General features: G+C 62.5%; 16 protein-coding genes. 2 read left to right on the top strand and 14 right to left on the bottom strand.

The window, feature by feature from the left end:
- Window positions 1-45: 45 nt before the first annotated feature.
- The 7 genes from EB233_RS17740 to yajC form a co-directional block, all read right to left on the bottom strand.
- On the bottom strand, window positions 46-996 hold the full coding sequence (locus EB233_RS17740; RefSeq protein WP_171892242.1) for a sterol desaturase family protein: 951 nt from the start codon (window positions 994-996) through the stop codon (window positions 46-48).
- Window positions 996-1430, bottom strand: a complete 435-nt coding sequence (locus EB233_RS17735; protein WP_064988447.1) for a hypothetical protein — start codon at window positions 1428-1430, stop codon at window positions 996-998. Before EB233_RS17735 ends, EB233_RS17740 begins: the two co-directional genes overlap by 1 nt.
- A 78-nt stretch (window positions 1431-1508) precedes the next feature.
- Complete coding sequence (locus EB233_RS17730) at window positions 1509-2360, bottom strand: phytoene/squalene synthase family protein (protein WP_064988446.1); 852 nt, start codon at window positions 2358-2360, stop codon at window positions 1509-1511.
- Between the two features lies 1 nt (window position 2361).
- Entirely contained in the window at window positions 2362-2757 is a 396-nt protein-coding gene (locus EB233_RS17725; RefSeq protein ID WP_032916909.1) for an Mth938-like domain-containing protein, read from the bottom strand.
- A 25-nt stretch (window positions 2758-2782) separates the two neighbouring features.
- Window positions 2783-5332: a protein translocase subunit SecDF gene (secDF, locus tag EB233_RS17720; protein ID WP_064988445.1), complete on the bottom strand. Its 2550-nt coding sequence runs from the start codon at window positions 5330-5332 to the stop codon at window positions 2783-2785.
- Window positions 5333-5421: 89 nt separating this feature from the next.
- Window positions 5422-6492 (bottom strand): SecDF P1 head subdomain-containing protein, encoded by a 1071-nt coding sequence (locus tag EB233_RS17715; RefSeq protein WP_064988444.1) that lies wholly within the window; start codon window positions 6490-6492, stop codon window positions 5422-5424.
- A gap of 52 nt (window positions 6493-6544) precedes the next feature.
- Window positions 6545-6886: a preprotein translocase subunit YajC gene (yajC, locus tag EB233_RS17710; RefSeq protein WP_010909882.1), complete on the bottom strand. Its 342-nt coding sequence runs from the start codon at window positions 6884-6886 to the stop codon at window positions 6545-6547.
- 290 nt (window positions 6887-7176) lie between these two features.
- On the opposite strand from yajC, the gene EB233_RS17705 reads away from it, so the two are divergent.
- Window positions 7177-8064 (top strand): ATP-binding protein, encoded by an 888-nt coding sequence (locus EB233_RS17705; protein WP_064988825.1) that lies wholly within the window; start codon window positions 7177-7179, stop codon window positions 8062-8064.
- Between the two features lie 27 nt (window positions 8065-8091).
- On the opposite strand, the gene EB233_RS17700 is transcribed toward EB233_RS17705, so the two are convergent.
- Window positions 8092-8943 (bottom strand): helix-turn-helix domain-containing protein, encoded by an 852-nt coding sequence (locus EB233_RS17700; RefSeq protein WP_064988443.1) that lies wholly within the window; start codon window positions 8941-8943, stop codon window positions 8092-8094.
- Between the two features lie 111 nt (window positions 8944-9054).
- Here EB233_RS17700 and EB233_RS17695 point away from each other — a divergent pair, with 111 nt between their 5' ends.
- Window positions 9055-9945, top strand: coding sequence for an NAD-dependent epimerase/dehydratase family protein (locus EB233_RS17695; RefSeq protein WP_064988442.1), 891 nt, complete (start codon window positions 9055-9057; stop codon window positions 9943-9945).
- Between the two features lie 210 nt (window positions 9946-10155).
- On the opposite strand, the gene EB233_RS17690 is transcribed toward EB233_RS17695, so the two are convergent.
- The 6 genes from EB233_RS17690 to tatB form a co-directional block, all read right to left on the bottom strand.
- Entirely contained in the window at window positions 10156-11685 is a 1530-nt protein-coding gene (locus tag EB233_RS17690) for a peptidoglycan DD-metalloendopeptidase family protein (protein ID WP_064988441.1), read from the bottom strand.
- 165 nt (window positions 11686-11850) lie between these two features.
- Complete coding sequence (locus tag EB233_RS17685; RefSeq protein WP_027052139.1) at window positions 11851-12504, bottom strand: protein-L-isoaspartate(D-aspartate) O-methyltransferase; 654 nt, start codon at window positions 12502-12504, stop codon at window positions 11851-11853.
- 13 nt (window positions 12505-12517) lie between these two features.
- A complete protein-coding gene (surE, locus tag EB233_RS17680) occupies window positions 12518-13276 on the bottom strand; it encodes a 5'/3'-nucleotidase SurE (RefSeq protein WP_027052140.1) in 759 nt (252 codons plus the stop codon).
- Entirely contained in the window at window positions 13276-14580 is a 1305-nt protein-coding gene (gene serS / locus EB233_RS17675) for a serine--tRNA ligase (RefSeq protein WP_064988440.1), read from the bottom strand. Before serS ends, surE begins: the two co-directional genes overlap by 1 nt.
- Before the next feature lie 192 nt (window positions 14581-14772).
- Complete coding sequence (gene tatC / locus EB233_RS17670) at window positions 14773-15648, bottom strand: twin-arginine translocase subunit TatC (RefSeq protein WP_027052142.1); 876 nt, start codon at window positions 15646-15648, stop codon at window positions 14773-14775.
- Window positions 15645-16403: a Sec-independent protein translocase protein TatB gene (tatB, locus tag EB233_RS17665; RefSeq protein WP_064988439.1), complete on the bottom strand. Its 759-nt coding sequence runs from the start codon at window positions 16401-16403 to the stop codon at window positions 15645-15647. Before tatB ends, tatC begins: the two co-directional genes overlap by 4 nt.
- Window positions 16404-16431: the final 28 nt, after the last annotated feature.

Below are 16431 nucleotides of genomic sequence, written 5' to 3'. Positions count from 1 at the left end.
CTGTCCCAGCTGGTGTTCTACGATTCGGCAGGCGGATCGTATTAGCTACTCCGCCGGCTCGACACCAGCCATCGGCAGCCCCGGCTTGCCCGCCTCACCCGGGTTGCGCCTGACATAGGCGGCCTTCAAACTCTCCGAAGTGTCACGCGAGCCGTCATGGCTCCAGCCGGGTGGCTTGATCAGGTAGTTGACGCGATCGCCGAGCGAAAGGCCCGGCGAAAACGCATCCCTGAACATGCCGATCCATTCGTGGAACGCCACTTTCAGCGGGTTGAAGGTGCCGAGATTCTTGACGATGCCGTAGCGCGGCCGGTCCTCTTCCAATTCCTCGACGAAGGTGCCGAACATGCGGTCCCAGATGATCAGCGTGCCGGCATAGTTAGCGTCGAGATAGCGCGGGTTGGTGGCGTGGTGGACACGGTGGTGCGAAGGCGTGTTGAAGACGAATTCGAACCAGCCCCACATCTTGCCGATGGTCTCGGTGTGGATCCAGAACTGCCAGACAAGATTGAAGCCGAAGGTGAAGGCAATCACCGCCGGGTGAAAACCGAGCAGCACCAGCGGCGCCTGCAGCACGAACATGAAGGTGAACAGGCCGGTCCAGCTTTGCCTGAGCGCCGTCGACAGATTGTAGTGCTGGCTGGAGTGATGGTTGACGTGCTCGGCCCACACCCAGCGCACCCGGTGCGCAATGCGGTGATAGACGTAGTAGCGCAGATCATCGAGCAGGAAGGCGGCCAGAAAGACCCAGACCGACAGGCCGAGATTGAAAATGCGGAATTGCCACAGCCACAGCAGCGCCCAATAGGACACGACGCCGAGCAGAAGCCCGGCGACGACATTGCCGGTACCCATCATCAGGCTGGTCAGCGTATCACGCGTCTCGAACGAGCCCTTGGCGCGGCCGCTGCGCACAAGCCAAAGCTCGATCAGGATCGCGGCGACGAAGAACGGAATGGCCAGCTGGGTGACCTGCGGAAAATCATAGCTGTCCATCACGCGGCCTCCGCGGTGGAATTTGAATGGTGCGGCCCAAGAGCAGTCAGCAAGGCCTGGGCATCGCCGGCATTGGCGAAGCGGAAGCGGCCGCCCTTCCAGGTGAAGTCCGTCAGCCGCATCAAAATTGTGTTCGCATCGCCGGCATTGGACACCGACACGTCGGCGGCCGTGACGATACGCGTCAAAAAGCAGTCGCCGATGCTGTGAACGATGCCGATGCGCCCTCGCCCGAGCTCCAGAAATGCTGGCCTGGCATCCGCGGTCAGGCGGATTTCTCGCACCATCTCATCCGGAAAATCCTCGGCGAAACGACGCACTGCCTGATCCGGATCGGCCAGCGTGGCTGTCTTGCTGCCGCCGGTGAAATGTACCGCCGTAACCGACAGCGCAATGCCAAGGACGACGATCGCGACCAAAATGGGCAGGCTCATGGATTTCCTCCGGGCCGGCCTGTCGTCTTCGGCGACAGTTCCGGCTCAGCCGAACCCTTAACACGATTGACGTTTACGTCAAAGTGCCGGCCAGCCCTTGCTCGCGCGCCGCAACAGCAGCCAGTGCCGGCGCAAGGCCGACAGCCTCGCGACGCCGTCGAGCGGCGAATGGCGCGCGCCTTCCATCTTGTCGAGATAGGCGCGCGACAGTACCAGCGGAAGGAATGCCGGGCGCAACGACACCGGCAGCGCCGCGGCGCCCCGCTCGAAGGCGGAAAGATGTTCGCGCGCCAGCGCGATCATCGCCGCAACGGCGCGCTGCGCCCCGGGGCCGCCATCGCCAACGACAAACGCTTCCGGCGACGATCCCGCCGCCGCCAGTATCTCGGCCGGGATAAAGCACTGCCCGCGCTTGCGGTGCAGCGGCAACAGCAGCAAGAGGCCGGTCATCGCCTGCGCACAGCCCGCCCTGCCCGCAAGTTCGGCAAACTTTGGCGCCTCGACGGGATCGAGCACCATCGCCGCAAGCTGGATGAGTGCGGCTGCCGTCTCGCCGCAATAGCCTTCGAGGTCGGTGCGCGACGGCATCGGATCGTCGTAGAGATCGAAGATGCGCGCTTCGAGCATGTTGTCGAAGGCCAGCCGGGGCAGGCGATGGGCGGAAATTGTCGCCTTCAGCGCATCGGCGACGGGGTGGCCAACGCCTGCGCTATCATTGTCGGCGGCGATGAGGTCACGCCACCACTGTAACCGCACTTCACCCGGCAATGCCTCATGGATGCGATCACGGATGCCGGCAATTTCGGCGTTGAAGGCATAAAGCGAAAACAGCGCGTCGCGCTTGTCGGCCGGCGCATAGAGCGCCGTGAGGTAGCGATCATGGTCGGCGGCGCGCACCGCGTCCATGACGATTTTGGCATTCTGCGACATATCAATCGACGGCGATGAGCGCGGCGGCGACCGCGCGGTCTTCCGCCAGAAGCACATTGTAGGTGCGCACCGCGGCTCCGGTCGACATCGGGTCGGAGGCAATGCCTGCGGCCTTCAACGCAGTCCGAAGCGCCGCTGGCAGCGGTCTGAGTTCCCTGCCCATGCCGACCAGCAGGATCTCGACCTTGTCGGCCTCGGCCAGCAGTTTGTCGAAATCCGCGACCGTCAGCGCCAGCGGATTTGCCGGCTCCCAGCCATGGATGCCCGATGGCAGGCACAGCAGCGAGCCGCGATGCGACATGTCGGCAAAGCGGAACCCGCCATTGCCATAGGCCTCGATCGGCGCGCGACCAGGGAAATGCGCCTCGCGGATGACGATGCCTTTTCCGGTCACCACTTTGCCACCCCTTCGGGGCCGCGCGTCAGGTCGCGACCGCCTTGCCGCCGCCGACCGGCTTCTCCTCGTCGGCCGAAGCCTGCGGCCGCAACTTGAACAGGATCAGCAGCGGGGCGGCGATGAAGATCGACGAATAGGTGCCGAACACGACGCCGAACAGCATCGCCAGCGTAAAGGAGCGGATCACCTCGCCGCCGAACAGCACCAGGGCCAGCAGTGCCAAGCTGGTCGTCACCGAGGTCAACGTCGTTCGCGACAGCGTTTCGTTGATGGCGTTGTTCAACAGCTGCGGCAGTGGCATTCGCTTGTATTTTCGCAGATCCTCGCGAACGCGGTCATAGACCACGATCGTATCGTTCAGCGAATAGCCGATGATGGTCAGGATCGCCGCCAGCGATGACTGGTTGAACTCGAGCCCGGAGATGACGAAGAACCCGAGCGTCATGACCACGTCGTGCACCGTCGCGACGATGGCGCCGACCGCGAACTGCCATTCGAAGCGGAACCAGACGTAGACCAGGATGCCGACCAGCGCGACGATCATGGCGATGGTGCCTTGCTTGGCCAGTTCGCCGGAAACCGTCGGTCCCACCACTTCGACGCGGCGGAAATCATACTGGTCCTGCAGCTCGCCGCGGACCTTGTCGATGACGGTCTGCTCGGCATTTTCGCCGCCATCCTGCGTTCCGACGCGGATCAGCACGTCGTTCGGCGCGCCGAACTGCTGAACCTGCACTTCGCCGATATTGAGTTCCGACAGCCTGCCGCGGATGTCGGCAAGATTGGCATCACCGCTCTTGGACTGAACCTCGATCAGCGAACCGCCCTTGAAATCGATGCCGTAATTGATGCCGACACTCATGAACGCCACCACGGACAGTATCGACAATGCGCTCGACAGCGCGAACGTCCACCGACGGATGCCCATGAACGGAATTTTCGTGCCGGGCGGCACGAAGGTTATCGGTGCGCGTGGCAACTCCTTCGGGCGGGCACGGCGCAGCCAGATCGACACCAGCAGGCGGGTGAAGGTGAAAGCGGTGAAGACCGTGGTCAGGATGCCGATGGCATAGGTGATGGCGAAGCCCTTAACCGGTCCGGTGCCGAGATAGAACAGCACCACGGTCGCGATCAGCGAAGTGACGTTGGAATCGACGATCGTCGCCAGCGCCTTCGAGAAACCTGTATCGATCGCCTGGATCACGGAGCGCCCGGCGCGTCGCTCCTCGCGGATACGTTCATAGATCAGCACGTTGGAATCGACCGCCATGCCGATGGTCAGCACGATACCGGCGATACCCGGCAAGGTCAGCGTCGCGCCAAGCAGCGACAACAGGCCGACGATCATCGCCACGTGCACCGCCAGCGCGATGTTGGCGAGGAAACCAAGGAAGCCGTAGGCGACGAACATGAAGGCGACGACGAGGATCGAACCGATGATGCCGGCGACCTTGCCGGCATGGATCGAATCCTGGCCGAGGCCCGGGCCCACGGTGCGCTCTTCGATGACCGTCAATGTCGCCGGCAGCGCGCCGGCGCGCAAAAGCACGGCGAGATCGTTGGCGCTCTGGGCGGTGAAATTGCCTGATATCTGGCCGGTGCCGCCGAGGATCGGTTCACGAATCTGCGGCGCCGAGATCACCTGGTTGTCGAGGATGATGGCGAACAGCTTGCCGACATTCTGCGCGGTCGCCTGGCCGAAGCGAGCGGCTCCCTTCGAATCGAAGCGGAATGAAACCACCGGCTCGTTGTTCTGCGAATTGTATGTCGCTTGCGCATCGACCAGGTTTTCGCCCGAAACGATGACGCGGTTTTCGATCAGGTACGGGACCGGCGGATCGTCCTGCGAATAGAGCACCGTCGAGCCTGCCGGCGGGCGCCCCTTGAGCGCGTCCTGCACCGGCATCGACTGGTCGACCATCTGGAAGGTCAGCTTCGCGGTCTGGCCGAGGATTTCCTTCAGCCGCTGCGGGTCCTGCAGGCCTGGCACCTGGACAAGGATGCGGTCGTCGCCCTGCCGCTGCACGATGGGCTCGGTGGTACCGAGTTCGTTGACGCGGCGCTCGACCACTTCGATCGACTGCGCCAATGCGGTCGACGTGCGGTATTTGATGCCGGCATCGGTGACGGTGAACTTGAGCAAACCCGGCTCGGAATCGTCCAGCGCCATTTCCTGGATGGAGCCGCCGGTGAACAGGCCGGCGGCGACCGGATCGGTCAAGGTCTTCAACGCCTTCTTCGCGGCGTCGAGTTGGGCTGGATCAGTGATGCGAACCTGCAAGGTCCGCCCCGTGCCACCAAGTCCGGTGTAGCCGATCTTGGCGTCGCGCAGCAGCGTGCGGATTTCGTCGCGCGTCGTCTCCAGCCGATCCTTGATCAGATCGTTCTGGTTCATCTCGAGCAGGATGTGCGAGCCGCCCTGCAGGTCGAGGCCGAGTGTCATCTGCCGCTTCGGCACCCAGCTGGGCAGCTGGGCCAATGTGCTCGCGGGAATGAGATTGGGCGCGGCGAGGACCACTGTGGCGGCCACGGCCAGCCAGATCAGGATCATCTTGAAGCGCGAAAAGTAAAGCATCAGTTCTTATCCGTTCAGGCGTACAAGCGGCAGTGTTCCGCCATCGGTTTGGTTCGCGGGCACGTTTCTCATTCTGACCACGGCCGGCCCTATCTTGCTTCTTCGGCGATTGTCAATCTCGCTGGCAATGGACCGGTTCGTAGCAGCAAGGCAATGTTTTTCGCTTCTTGAACCGTGAAATTACCTGAAATCTGACCGAAGCCACTGTCGATGGGCTCACGAATGACAGGCGCCGAAATCACGGAGTCATCCAAGATCACGGCAAACGGCTTGCCCACATTCTGCGCTGTAATCTGCCTGAACCAGGCCGTACCTTTGGAATCAAGCCGGAATACGACAACCGGTTCATCGCCTTGCGCATTGTAGCTGGCCTTGGCGTCGAGCACATTTTTGTCGGAGAGGACGACCCGTTTCTCTATCAGATAAGGAATCGGCGGATCATCCTGCGTATACAGCACCAGCGAGCCAACCGGCAGGCGGCCGTTGATAGCATCCATCACTGGCATAGAAAGATCGATCAGTTGGAAGCTCAGGCGGCCAGGCCGGGTCAGGATATTTCCTAAAATTTGCAGATCCGGAACGCCTGCCGTCTGAATAAGTATGCCGTCCTGGTCCGTCGTCTGAACCACCGGACCGGCGACGCCCAATTCCTGGAGACGATTCTTGATAACCTCGATGCACTGCGCGATCGCAATCGAAGTTTGATGCTTCAAACCCTCATCGCTCAGCAAGAAGTTGAGCAACCCGGGCTCACTGCCATCCAGGGTCATCTCCCGAACACCGCCATCCGCGGCGGGGGCAGTTATGGGTGAAAGTGCCGTCTTGGCGGCATCGATCTGCGCCGGATCGGTAATCCGCACTTGCACGGCCTTGCCCGATACAGCAAGGCCATTGAAGCCAATCTTGGCACCCATCAGCAGTGTTCGGATATCGCCGCGCGTGGCCCTCAGCCGACGGTCGATCATATCCGCCATATCCAGACGCAGCAGGATATGCGGACCATCCTGCTGGTTGAGTTGAACGACTGTCGGACCACCGACAGGCTGTGCGGGTCGCACGACTTGGGGACTGGCGGCGAAGAGGCTTGATGCGTCGAACACAATTGCCGTGGCTACGGCAAGCCACGTCAGCATCATCTTCAGGCGCCAGAAGTGGGACATATGCCGTCGCTCGTCAGAGCCTCGTCCGCGGATCGCTCCGCCTTGAATTGGGTTATTTCTTGGCGTTCTGGTTCGCCACCGGTTCGCCCTTGACGCGCACATCGGCGATCGTCGAGCGCAGCGCCGTCACCTTGGTACCACCGCCGAGGTCGATCTCGAGCTCGTTGTCGTCGATCACCTTCGTCACCTTGCCGACGAAACCGCCGCCGGTAACGACCGTGTCGCCGCGACGGACCGCCGCCAGCATCTCGCCACGCTTCTTCAGCTGCGTGCGCTGCGGGCGGATGATCAGAAAATACATGATCACGAAAATCAGGACAAACGGCAAAATGCTGATGAACATATCGGGAGAGGCGCCGCCGATGCCTTGGGCGTATGCCGGTGTCACGAACATCGAGGTACTCCTGAATTTTGAAAAACGGCCGCCAAACGGTCAAACGGGATTTGGCGGCCCTGCGAAATTTGGCCGGAATATAGTCGGTAAAGTTGTCAATGCAACTGCGCGGCCTGGCAAATCGGCTGCTTTTCCGGCCTGTTTACCCGTGTTAGAGCATGATCGCGACAAGCGCGAGCCGGTTTTCGGAAAAGATCACGCTCGAACAAAAGGTTGGAACCGGTTTCGAACCCGACGGATTCGAATGGGTCCCACCTGCCCGCCCCAGGAAACGAACCAAAAGACCTGAAATGACCGACAGCATCGATGCCCTCAACAAGAAACTCGACCGCCTGATCGAGGCGGTCAGCCGCCTCGCCCCACCGCCGGTGCCACAAACGGACCTCGGCGAGGCCGACTGTTTCGTCTGGCAGGCCGATCCCGGCTATCTGGAGCCGGTGCGCAAGGTCAACCGCGTCGATATCGGCCTGATCCGCGGCGTCGACCGTGTCCGCGACATCCTGGTCGACAACACCGAGCGCTTCGCCGCCGGCCATCCGGCCAACAACGTTTTGTTGTGGGGCGCGCGCGGCATGGGCAAATCGTCGCTGGTCAAGGCCGTGCATGCCGAGATCAACGCCAGGGCCAAATCACAAAAGGCCAAATCCGACCTGCCGCTGAAGCTGATCGAAATCCACCGCGAGGACATCGACACGCTGCCGAAACTGATGGCTCTGCTGAAGGCGGCCCCCTTCCGCTTCATCCTGTTTTGCGACGATCTGTCCTTCGATCATGACGACACCTCCTACAAATCGCTGAAGGCGGCGCTCGAAGGCGGCGTCGAGGGCCGCCCGGCCAATGTCATCTTCTACGCCACCTCGAACCGGCGGCACCTCCTGCCGCGCGACATGATCGACAATGAGCGCTCGACCGCCATCAACCCATCCGAAGCGGTCGAGGAGAAAGTCTCGCTGTCCGATCGTTTCGGGCTGTGGCTCGGCTTCCACAAATGCTCGCAGGACGAATATCTCGACATGGTCAACGGCTATGCCGGCCATCATGGCCTCGACATCGACCCCGAGCAGTTGCGCGCCGAAGCGCTGGAATGGGCGACGACGCGCGGCAGCCGTTCGGGCCGTGTCGCCTGGCAGTTCACCCAGGACCTGGCCGGCCGGCTTGGCAAGCCGCTCAAGGATTGAAGCGGCGCTGAACCGAATTGCGGGATGTCATTCGGGCGGCCGCGCCCGTCGCAAGTCACGCGGTGTCTGGCCGATCTCGCGGCGCATCCAGTGTGCCAGGTGTGACTGGTGCGCGAAGCCCGTCAATTCCGCCACCTCGCCTATGCTGAGACCGTCCTGCTGCAGCAGGACGCGCGCGCGTTCCACACGGCGGCGCAGCACGTAGCGATGCAGGGTAACGCCCGTCGCCACCTTGAACCATGTCCGCAGATGCGAGCTGCTGGCGCCTGCAACGCGGCTTAGTCGGTCGATTGAAAGCGGCTCGTGAAGAGCCGCCTCTATATGCTCCAGCACGCGCTTGAGCTGGGTATCCGATAAGCGGCCCGTTCGATCCTGGCTTGTTGGATCCCGGCTTGTTCGATCGATGTCTGGGACATCGAGGCCGAGCAGCCTCACCGCGAGCGCAGCGCCAACGCTGTCGGCAAACAAGGCGCCACTCGGCGCGCCTGCGGTGAGATCGCTCTGGAGTGCCCGGGCAAGATGTTCGATGCGCTTGTCGCGAAGCAAATGGCGTGTATCGAGCCGCACTGTTGGCGCGTTGCCGCCAAGTTCCGCCGCTACCCTTTCCAGCAAGGCCGGCTGCAAGACAATCTCGATCGTCTCGAATGGAGTCTCGGCCTCGAACCCGCCCTCCTCGCCCGCCGGCACTAGGTCGATATCGCCGGCGCGCCTGACGAAATAGCGCCCGACCTGATTGCAGTAAGAGCGGGTCGCCGCACTTGCGTGCACCATGATGCGATGGTGCGGCGCCCGGGATAGACGATGGACGCCCGCCGCAACGTGCAGCGAAGCCATTGTTACGTCGGACGGAGATCGGGGCGGAGCGAACTGCGGACGCATGCTCTCTCGATTCATGGCGAAACCTGTCCAAGATTTGGCAATTCCCGCGCGATTTTCAATGCCGCGAACCTGTACTCACGCCTCTCCATCAAGTTGGGAAGAGAGGTTGCCATGAGTTTCTATGTTGTTGTCGGTGCAGGCCCGGTTGGTCGCGAGACCGCCCGCCTTCTTGGTGAAGAAGGACATGATGTCGTTCTCACCAGCCGAAGCGTCGGTTCGCAGACGCTGCGCAACGTGCGGGCCATACAGGCCGACGCCACCGATGCGGCGGAACTGTCGCGTGTCTGCCAAGGCGCCGAGACCATCTTCATGTGTGCCATGGCCACCTATCACCGGTGGCCGACCGACTTTTTCCCGATCATCGACGGTACTGTGCGCGCCGCGGAAGCGGTTGGCGCGAAACTCATCGTGGTCGGAAACCTCTACGGCTATGGAGAAAATGCCGAGAGTCCGCTTCGCTCCGACCAGGCCCTGAACCCGACTTCGAAAAAAGGAACCGCCAGGACCATCATGTGGCAGCGGGCGGTCCGTGCCGATATACCGGCGATCGAAGTGCGGCCCAGCGATTATCTCGGACATGGCGCGATCAGCTACTTCTCGCTGGTTGCGCTGCCCTCCATCATCGAGGGCAAGCCCACCGCCTTCATTGGAGACCTGGACGCGACGCATGCCTGGACCTTCACCAAGGACGTCGCCCGGACACTCGTCGCGGCGTCCCGTTACACCGGTGAATGGGGACGGGCGTTTCACGTTCCCTCGCAATACGCCTCACCCCGCGAGCTCATCCAGAAAACCGCGGCGATGCTCGGACGAGAAGTCCCAGAGACACGCTCCTACACCGTCGCCGAGATGGAAGCCTTGGGCATGCATGAGCTCATCGAGATGCGCTACCTCTTCGAGCGTCCCTTGCTGGTCGATTCCTCCGACACCGAGGCCCTGCTGGGTGTGAGCGCCAGCAGCCTTGAGGAGATGATCGCCGACACGTTGCGTGATCATCTCTAAAGCGCGTCGCCCTGAAACGGATTCAGGCGACGCGCTTTAAGTCTTTGTTTTGATGCATGTCGTTGTCCTAGAACCGCTGCACACTTCTGGGCGACATGCAGTAAGCCCCGCGGGGCATTTTGCACAAACTGAAAAAGCCCGCTCCTTGCGGAACGGGCTGAGCCGGCGGGCCGGACTGGAGGTCAGACGGCCCGCAAATCGCTTCTTATTCTATTCGAGATAGGTCGAGGGATCGACCGGGGCCGAATTCTTGCGCACCTCGAAGTGCAGCTTCGGTGAGTCCGTCGTGCCGCTCATGCCCGACAGCGCGATCTCCTGGCCGCGCTTGACCTTCTGGCCGCGCTGCACCTCGATCGAGCTGGCATGGCCGTAGACCGTGACCAGGCCGTTCTCGTGGCGTACCAGCACGGTGTTGCCGAACTCCTTGAGCCCGTCGCCGGCGTAGATGACGACACCGTTCTCGGCCGCCTTGATCGGCGTGCCCGACGGCACGGCGATGTCGACGCCATCCTTGCCGGACCCGAAACCGGAGATCACCCGGCCGCGCACCGGCCAGCGCATCTTGCCGATACCCGTGGCATCCGGCGCGACCGCCTCGTCGTCCTCGGCCTGCTGGATGACCTTCGCGTCCTTCTTCGGCGGCGTGTAGGACGCCAGTGTTTCCGAAGGCGTGGTCTTTGCCGGAGCTTGCGTGGTTGCCGTGGTGACCGGATCGACCTTCGCCGGCTTGGCACTGGCAACCGTCGCGGTGCCGCCAGCCGGCACTTTCAGGGTCTGGCCGATCTTGAGCAAGCCGTCCTTCATGCCGTTGGCCTGCTTCAGCGCAACGACGCCGACGCCGGTCTTCCTGGCGATCGAGGACATCGTGTCACCCGACTGGACCGTATAGGTGCCGGCGGCGGTTGCCTTGGCGACCTGCGCGGGCTTGGGCTCCTTGGGCTGGCTGGCGGCGGCCGAAGCGTCGACCTGCGCGGCGGACTTGCCGTCCTTGAGCTTAGGCTGCTGCGGCAGGACGGCGACCTTCTCCGGCGCGGTGGCCGGCAGGTCGTGCTTGCCGTCCTTCGCCGGCTTTGCATCGGCGACCTTGGGTTCGGCCTTGCTCGAATAGGCGTAGGCCGGGATGACGATCTTCTGGCCGGTCTTCAGCCCCTTGGTCGGGCTCAGGCCATTCACTTTCATGATGACGTCGGCCGGCACTTTGTAATGCGCCGCGAGGCCGGAAATGGTCTCGCCATCCCTGACGACGATCTCGGTCGCGTGCGGCCTGCCCGCCTCGGCCACCTTCGGCGCATCAGGTTGGGCATTCTTGAACGGCCTGGCGGCCGGTTCGACGGTGCCGGTTGTCGTCCTGTCGACATGGGGCGCCGGCCGAACCATGGCGGGCGCCGATGCGACACGCACCGGATTGGCGGCAGGCGCGAGCGCCGGCGCCGGCTGCGCCTGGGCCGAAACGGGCGGCGGCAACGGCCGGCTCGAAACCGGCTCGAGGCTCGAGCGAGCGACCGACTGCGTGTGGGTGCCGTCGAGCGGAGCCGCCGACACATCCCCCGGATAGGGTTGCACGGCATCCTGCTTGTTGATGATGGCGCGCTGATTGTTTGTCGAGGAAGTGAAGACGTCGTCGACACTGTTGAACCGCGAAGCCTGGGAACTACACCCGGCGGCCGCGCCTGCAATCATGAGAACGGCGCAACCCCGCGCCAGATTGCGACTGTTTGTCTTCAAAACACTGAGTTGCATCGCACTAACCCGCACAAACTCTGCACCAACTGGACAGGATTAAAGCGCGTTAATGTTACTGGCCGGTTAACCCATTAGAATCCGACGAAAATTTTCTTAAAACATTTTGGGACGGTTGGCGGTGGGCCACAAACCCGAATGGCTGTCCAACGGCCCGTTGGAAAACTAGATTACAGCCGCGACGCTGCGCAGGATCGGCTGCAGCCGGACCAGGCCGATATCCTCGCGCTCGAAACGGCTGCCGACCTTGGTCAGCTTGGCCAGCACCTGCTCGCCTTCCTCCGGCCCGATCGGCGCGATGACGATGCCGCCGCTCGACAATTGGTCCAGCAGGAAGCGCGGCAGGCTGTCGAAGGCCGCCCAGACGACGATGCGGTCGAACGGCCCTTCGGCTGGCAGGCCGCCGGAGCCATCCGTCTGGCGAACGATGACATTGCCGATGCCGAGCGCTTCGAAACGCTGCCTGGCCTGCTCGACCAGCGTCTTGTAGCGGTCGATGGTCACGACGCGCGCTGCCAGCCGCGACATCACCGCCGCCGTGTAACCGGAACCGGTGCCGATCTCGAGCACCCGGTTTCCCGCTTCGATGGCAAGCGCCGCGATCACCGCCGCCTGCATGTCGGCGCCTTCGATCGCCTCGCCGCATTCGATCGGCAGCATGCGATCGGACCAAGCGATCTGGTGGAAGTGGGGCGCCAGGAAACCGCGCCGCGGCGTCGCCTCGAAAGCCGCGATCAGCGCCTTCGGCACGGTTCCCCTGCCGCGCAGGCGCAAAAGGAGAGCGGCAAAACCTTCGCGGTCGTCGATTGGCAGGTTCATGCCAAAACCTTTTTCATGACAACGCCTTGCTCAGCTGATCACGGATCTCATGCGCGGTAAGGTCGAGCTGCAACGGCGTCACCGACACCAGACGATTGCGCAAGGCATGGAGGTCGGTGCCGTGCTTGCCCTCGACCGGCTCGCGGCCAAAGCGCAGCCAGTAATAAGGCAGGCCGCGCCCGTCACGGCGCTCGTCGACCCACAGGCTGTGCACGAGTTTTCCTTGCGTGGTGACCACCGTGCCGGCAACCTCTTCGGGAAGGCAGTTCGGAAAATTGACGTTGAGCAGCACGCCGTCCGGCAGTGGCGTCGCGACAAGCTTCTTCAGGAGTGCCGGCGCCAGCGCCTCGGTCGTCTCATAAGGAACGACGCGGTCCTCGCCGACATAGGAATAGCCCTGGCTGAGCGCGATCGAGCGGATGCCGAGCAGCGCGCCCTCCATGGCACCGGCGACGGTTCCCGAATAGGTCACATCGTCGGCGATGTTGGCGCCGGAATTGATGCCGGACAGGATCAGGTCGGGCGCGCCGGGCAGGATCTTCTTCACCCCCATGATGACGCAATCCGTCGGCGTGCCGCGGACGGCAAAATGCTTCTCGCCGATCTTGCGCAGCCTGAGCGGCTCCGAGATCGACAGCGAATGCGCATAGCCGGACTGGTCCTGCTCCGGCGCCACCACCCAGACATCGTCGGACAGCGTGCGGGCGACGCGTTCGAGCGACGCCAGGCCCTCGGCATGAATGCCATCGTCATTGGTCAGAAGAATGCGCATTATTTCGATTCGATCTTTGCCAGGCTGCCCATGTAAGGCCGCAGCACTTCAGGAATGGTTACGCTGCCATCCTCATTCTGATAGTTTTCGATGACAGCTATGAGCGCGCGGCCGACAGCGGTGCCCGAACCGTTGAGCGTATGGACGAAGCGGTTGCCCTTGCCATCCTTGTCCTTGTAGCGGGCGTCCATGCGACGCGCCTGGAAATCGCCGCAGACCGAGCAGGACGAGATTTCGCGATAGGCGTTCTGGCCGGGAAGCCAGACCTCGATATCGTAGGTCTTGCGGGCGCCAAAACCCATGTCGCCGGTGCACAAGGTCATGGTGCGGAACGGCAGTTCCAGCCGCTTCAGCACTTCCTCGGCGCATTGCGTCATCCGCTCATGCTCGGCGAGCGAGGACTCCTGGTCGGTGATCGACACCAGTTCGACCTTGTAGAACTGGTGCTGGCGCAGCATGCCGCGCGTATCACGCCCTGCCGAGCCGGCCTCGGAACGGAAGCACGGCGTCAGCGCCGTATAGCGCAGCGGCAGCTTTTCATGCGCTGTGATCTCCTCGCGCACCAGATTGGTGAGCGGCACTTCGGCGGTCGGGATCAGGCCAAGCCTGCCCTCCCCGTGCGGTGTGAAGAACAGATCCTCTTCGAATTTCGGCAGCTGGTTCGTGCCGAAAAGCACCTCGTCGCGGACCATCAGCGGCGGAATGACTTCCTCATACCCATGCTCGGTCGTGTGTAGGTCGAGCATGAACTGGCCAATGGCGCGTTCCATCCTCGCCAGCCCGCTTTTCAGCACGGTGAAGCGCGAGCCGGATAATTTCGCTGCCCGCTCGAAATCCATCATGCCGAGCGCTTCGCCGATCTCGAAATGCTCCTTCACCCAGTTCGGCCGCGTCGGCACCGTGCCGACGATGTGTTTGACGACGTTGTCATGTTCATCCTTGCCGACCGGCACATCGTCGAGCGGCACGTTGGGCAGCACCGCCAGCGCGTCGTTCAGCGCCTTGTCGAGCTCGCGCTCGCGCGCCTCGCCATTCTGGATGAAGGTCTTTATCTCGCCGACTTCGGCTTTCAGATTTTCGGCTAGCGCGGCATCGCCTGAACGCATGGCGTTGCCGATCTCCTTGGAGGCGGCGTTGCGGCGCTCCTGCTTCGTCTGCAACTCGGTGACATGCTCACGCCGCGCCTCGTCCCTGGAGATCAGCCCGTCGACCGTGGATTGCGCCTCGGCCGCCGACCACGAGCGCTTCACCAGCGCCTCGACAAGGGCCTTCGGGTTGTCGCGAATCCATTTGATGTCAAGCATGGTCTATCCGTCCTCAGGGAGCATGCCGCCCAAAAGTGCGCGGCGGTTTTGGGACAACGACATGCTCAAAACAAAAACTGAAACGCACCGCCTTAATGGCGATGCGTTTCAGTCAGAGGGCGTAAACCGCATCCATGATTGATGCAAGATAGGCTGGGCAGCGACCGTCTTTTTCCGTCGCCGCCCCTTGCTTTACGAAGCAGCTGGCGTTGGCGGCTCGTCCGGCGTTTTGTCCGCCACGGTCTCTGCGGCATCTTCCTTCTCGCGCGCCACCCGCTGCTTTTCCTGGTCCCGCTCGATCCACCGCGCGGCCCAGATCGAGACCTCGTAGAGAAGGATGGTCGGAATGGCCAGGCCGATCTGGCTCATCGGATCCGGCGGTGTCAGCACGGCGGCAACGATGAAGGCAATGACGATTGCCCATTTTCGTTTTTCCGCCAACGCCTTTGACGACAGCATGCCGACGCGGGTCATCAGGCTGGTCACCACCGGCAACTGGAACACCAGGCCAAAGGAGAAGATCAGCGTCATGATCAGGCTGAGATATTCCGACACTTTCGGCAGCAGTGAAATCTGCACCTGGTCGTCGGTGCCTACCTGCTGCATGGCGAGGAAGAACCACATCACCATCGGCGTGAAGAAGAAATAGACCAGCGAAGCGCCCATCAGGAACAGGATGGGCGACGCGATCAGGAACGGCAGGAAGGCGTTGCGCTCGTTCTTGTAGAGACCGGGCGCGATGAATTTGTAGATCTGCGTGGCGATCAGCGGAAAGGCGATCACCATGCCGCCGAACATGGCGAGCTTGACCTGCGTGAAGAAGAATTCCTGCGGCGCGGTGTAGATCAGCTCGACCTTGTGCGGATCGAGACCAGCCCATTTCGTCGCCCATTTGAACGGCACCACCAGCAGGTTGAACAGCTTCTTGGCAAAGAAGAAGCACACCAGGAAGGCGACGAAGAAGCCGCCGAGCGACCAGATCAGCCGGCGGCGCAACTCGACGAGATGCTCGATCAGCGGCGCCGACGATTTCTCGATCTCATCCTTTTCCTTGTCCGAAACGCTCACTTGGCGGCTCCAGCCGTCTTCTTGGTTGCCGGCTTCTTCACTGGCGCGGGTTTCGGTTCGGCTTTCGCTCCAGTCTTGGCAGAGGTCGCCTTGGGAGCAGTCGCCTTGGCGGCAGTCGCCTTGGCCACAGTCGCCTTCGCCGCGGCAGGCTTTGTAGCAGCGGCAGGTAAGGGCTTTACCGCCTTTGCCTTCGTGGACGTCGACGCCTTGGACTGCACATTTGCGGCCGGTGCCGCCTTGGCGGCCTTCCTGGCCGCGGATGCCTTGGGCGCCACAGCCGGTTCCTTGGCCGCCGCTACCACCGATTCATCGGTCATCGCAGGGAAAATCGGCGTCGGCGCAGCCGCTCCCGCCTCGCTGGCGCCAGGCATTTCCGTTGCGCCATTCTTCAACGGCTCAACCGCCTGCGGCGTTGAAGCGGCAGGCGTTGCCGGATCGGCGGCCGGCTTCGGCTTCAGCGCCGCATCGACACCGGCACGCACATCGGCGGCCGCCTGTTCGAACGGATTGAGCTGCTTCTTGATCTCGGCAACCGGGCTCAGGCCCCTGAGCTCGTCGACCGACTTCTTGACGTCGTCGAGCTCGGCTTCCTTCAGCGCCTCGTTGAACTGTTTCTGGAAGTCGGCCGCCATGGCACGCAGCTTCGCCGTCGTACGGCCGAAGGTGCGCAGCATATTGGGCAAATCCTTCGGCCCGACGACCACGATCATGACGATCGCGATCACCAGCATTTCGGTCCAGCCGACTTCAAACATGGCACTCTGTTCCGACTAGAACTTCTTC

Source organism: Mesorhizobium erdmanii, assembly GCF_013170725.1.
GTDB lineage: Bacteria > Pseudomonadota > Alphaproteobacteria > Rhizobiales > Rhizobiaceae > Mesorhizobium > Mesorhizobium erdmanii.
The sequence above is the reverse complement of the archived record's forward strand: the minus strand, read 5'-3'. Positions and strand labels throughout refer to the sequence as shown.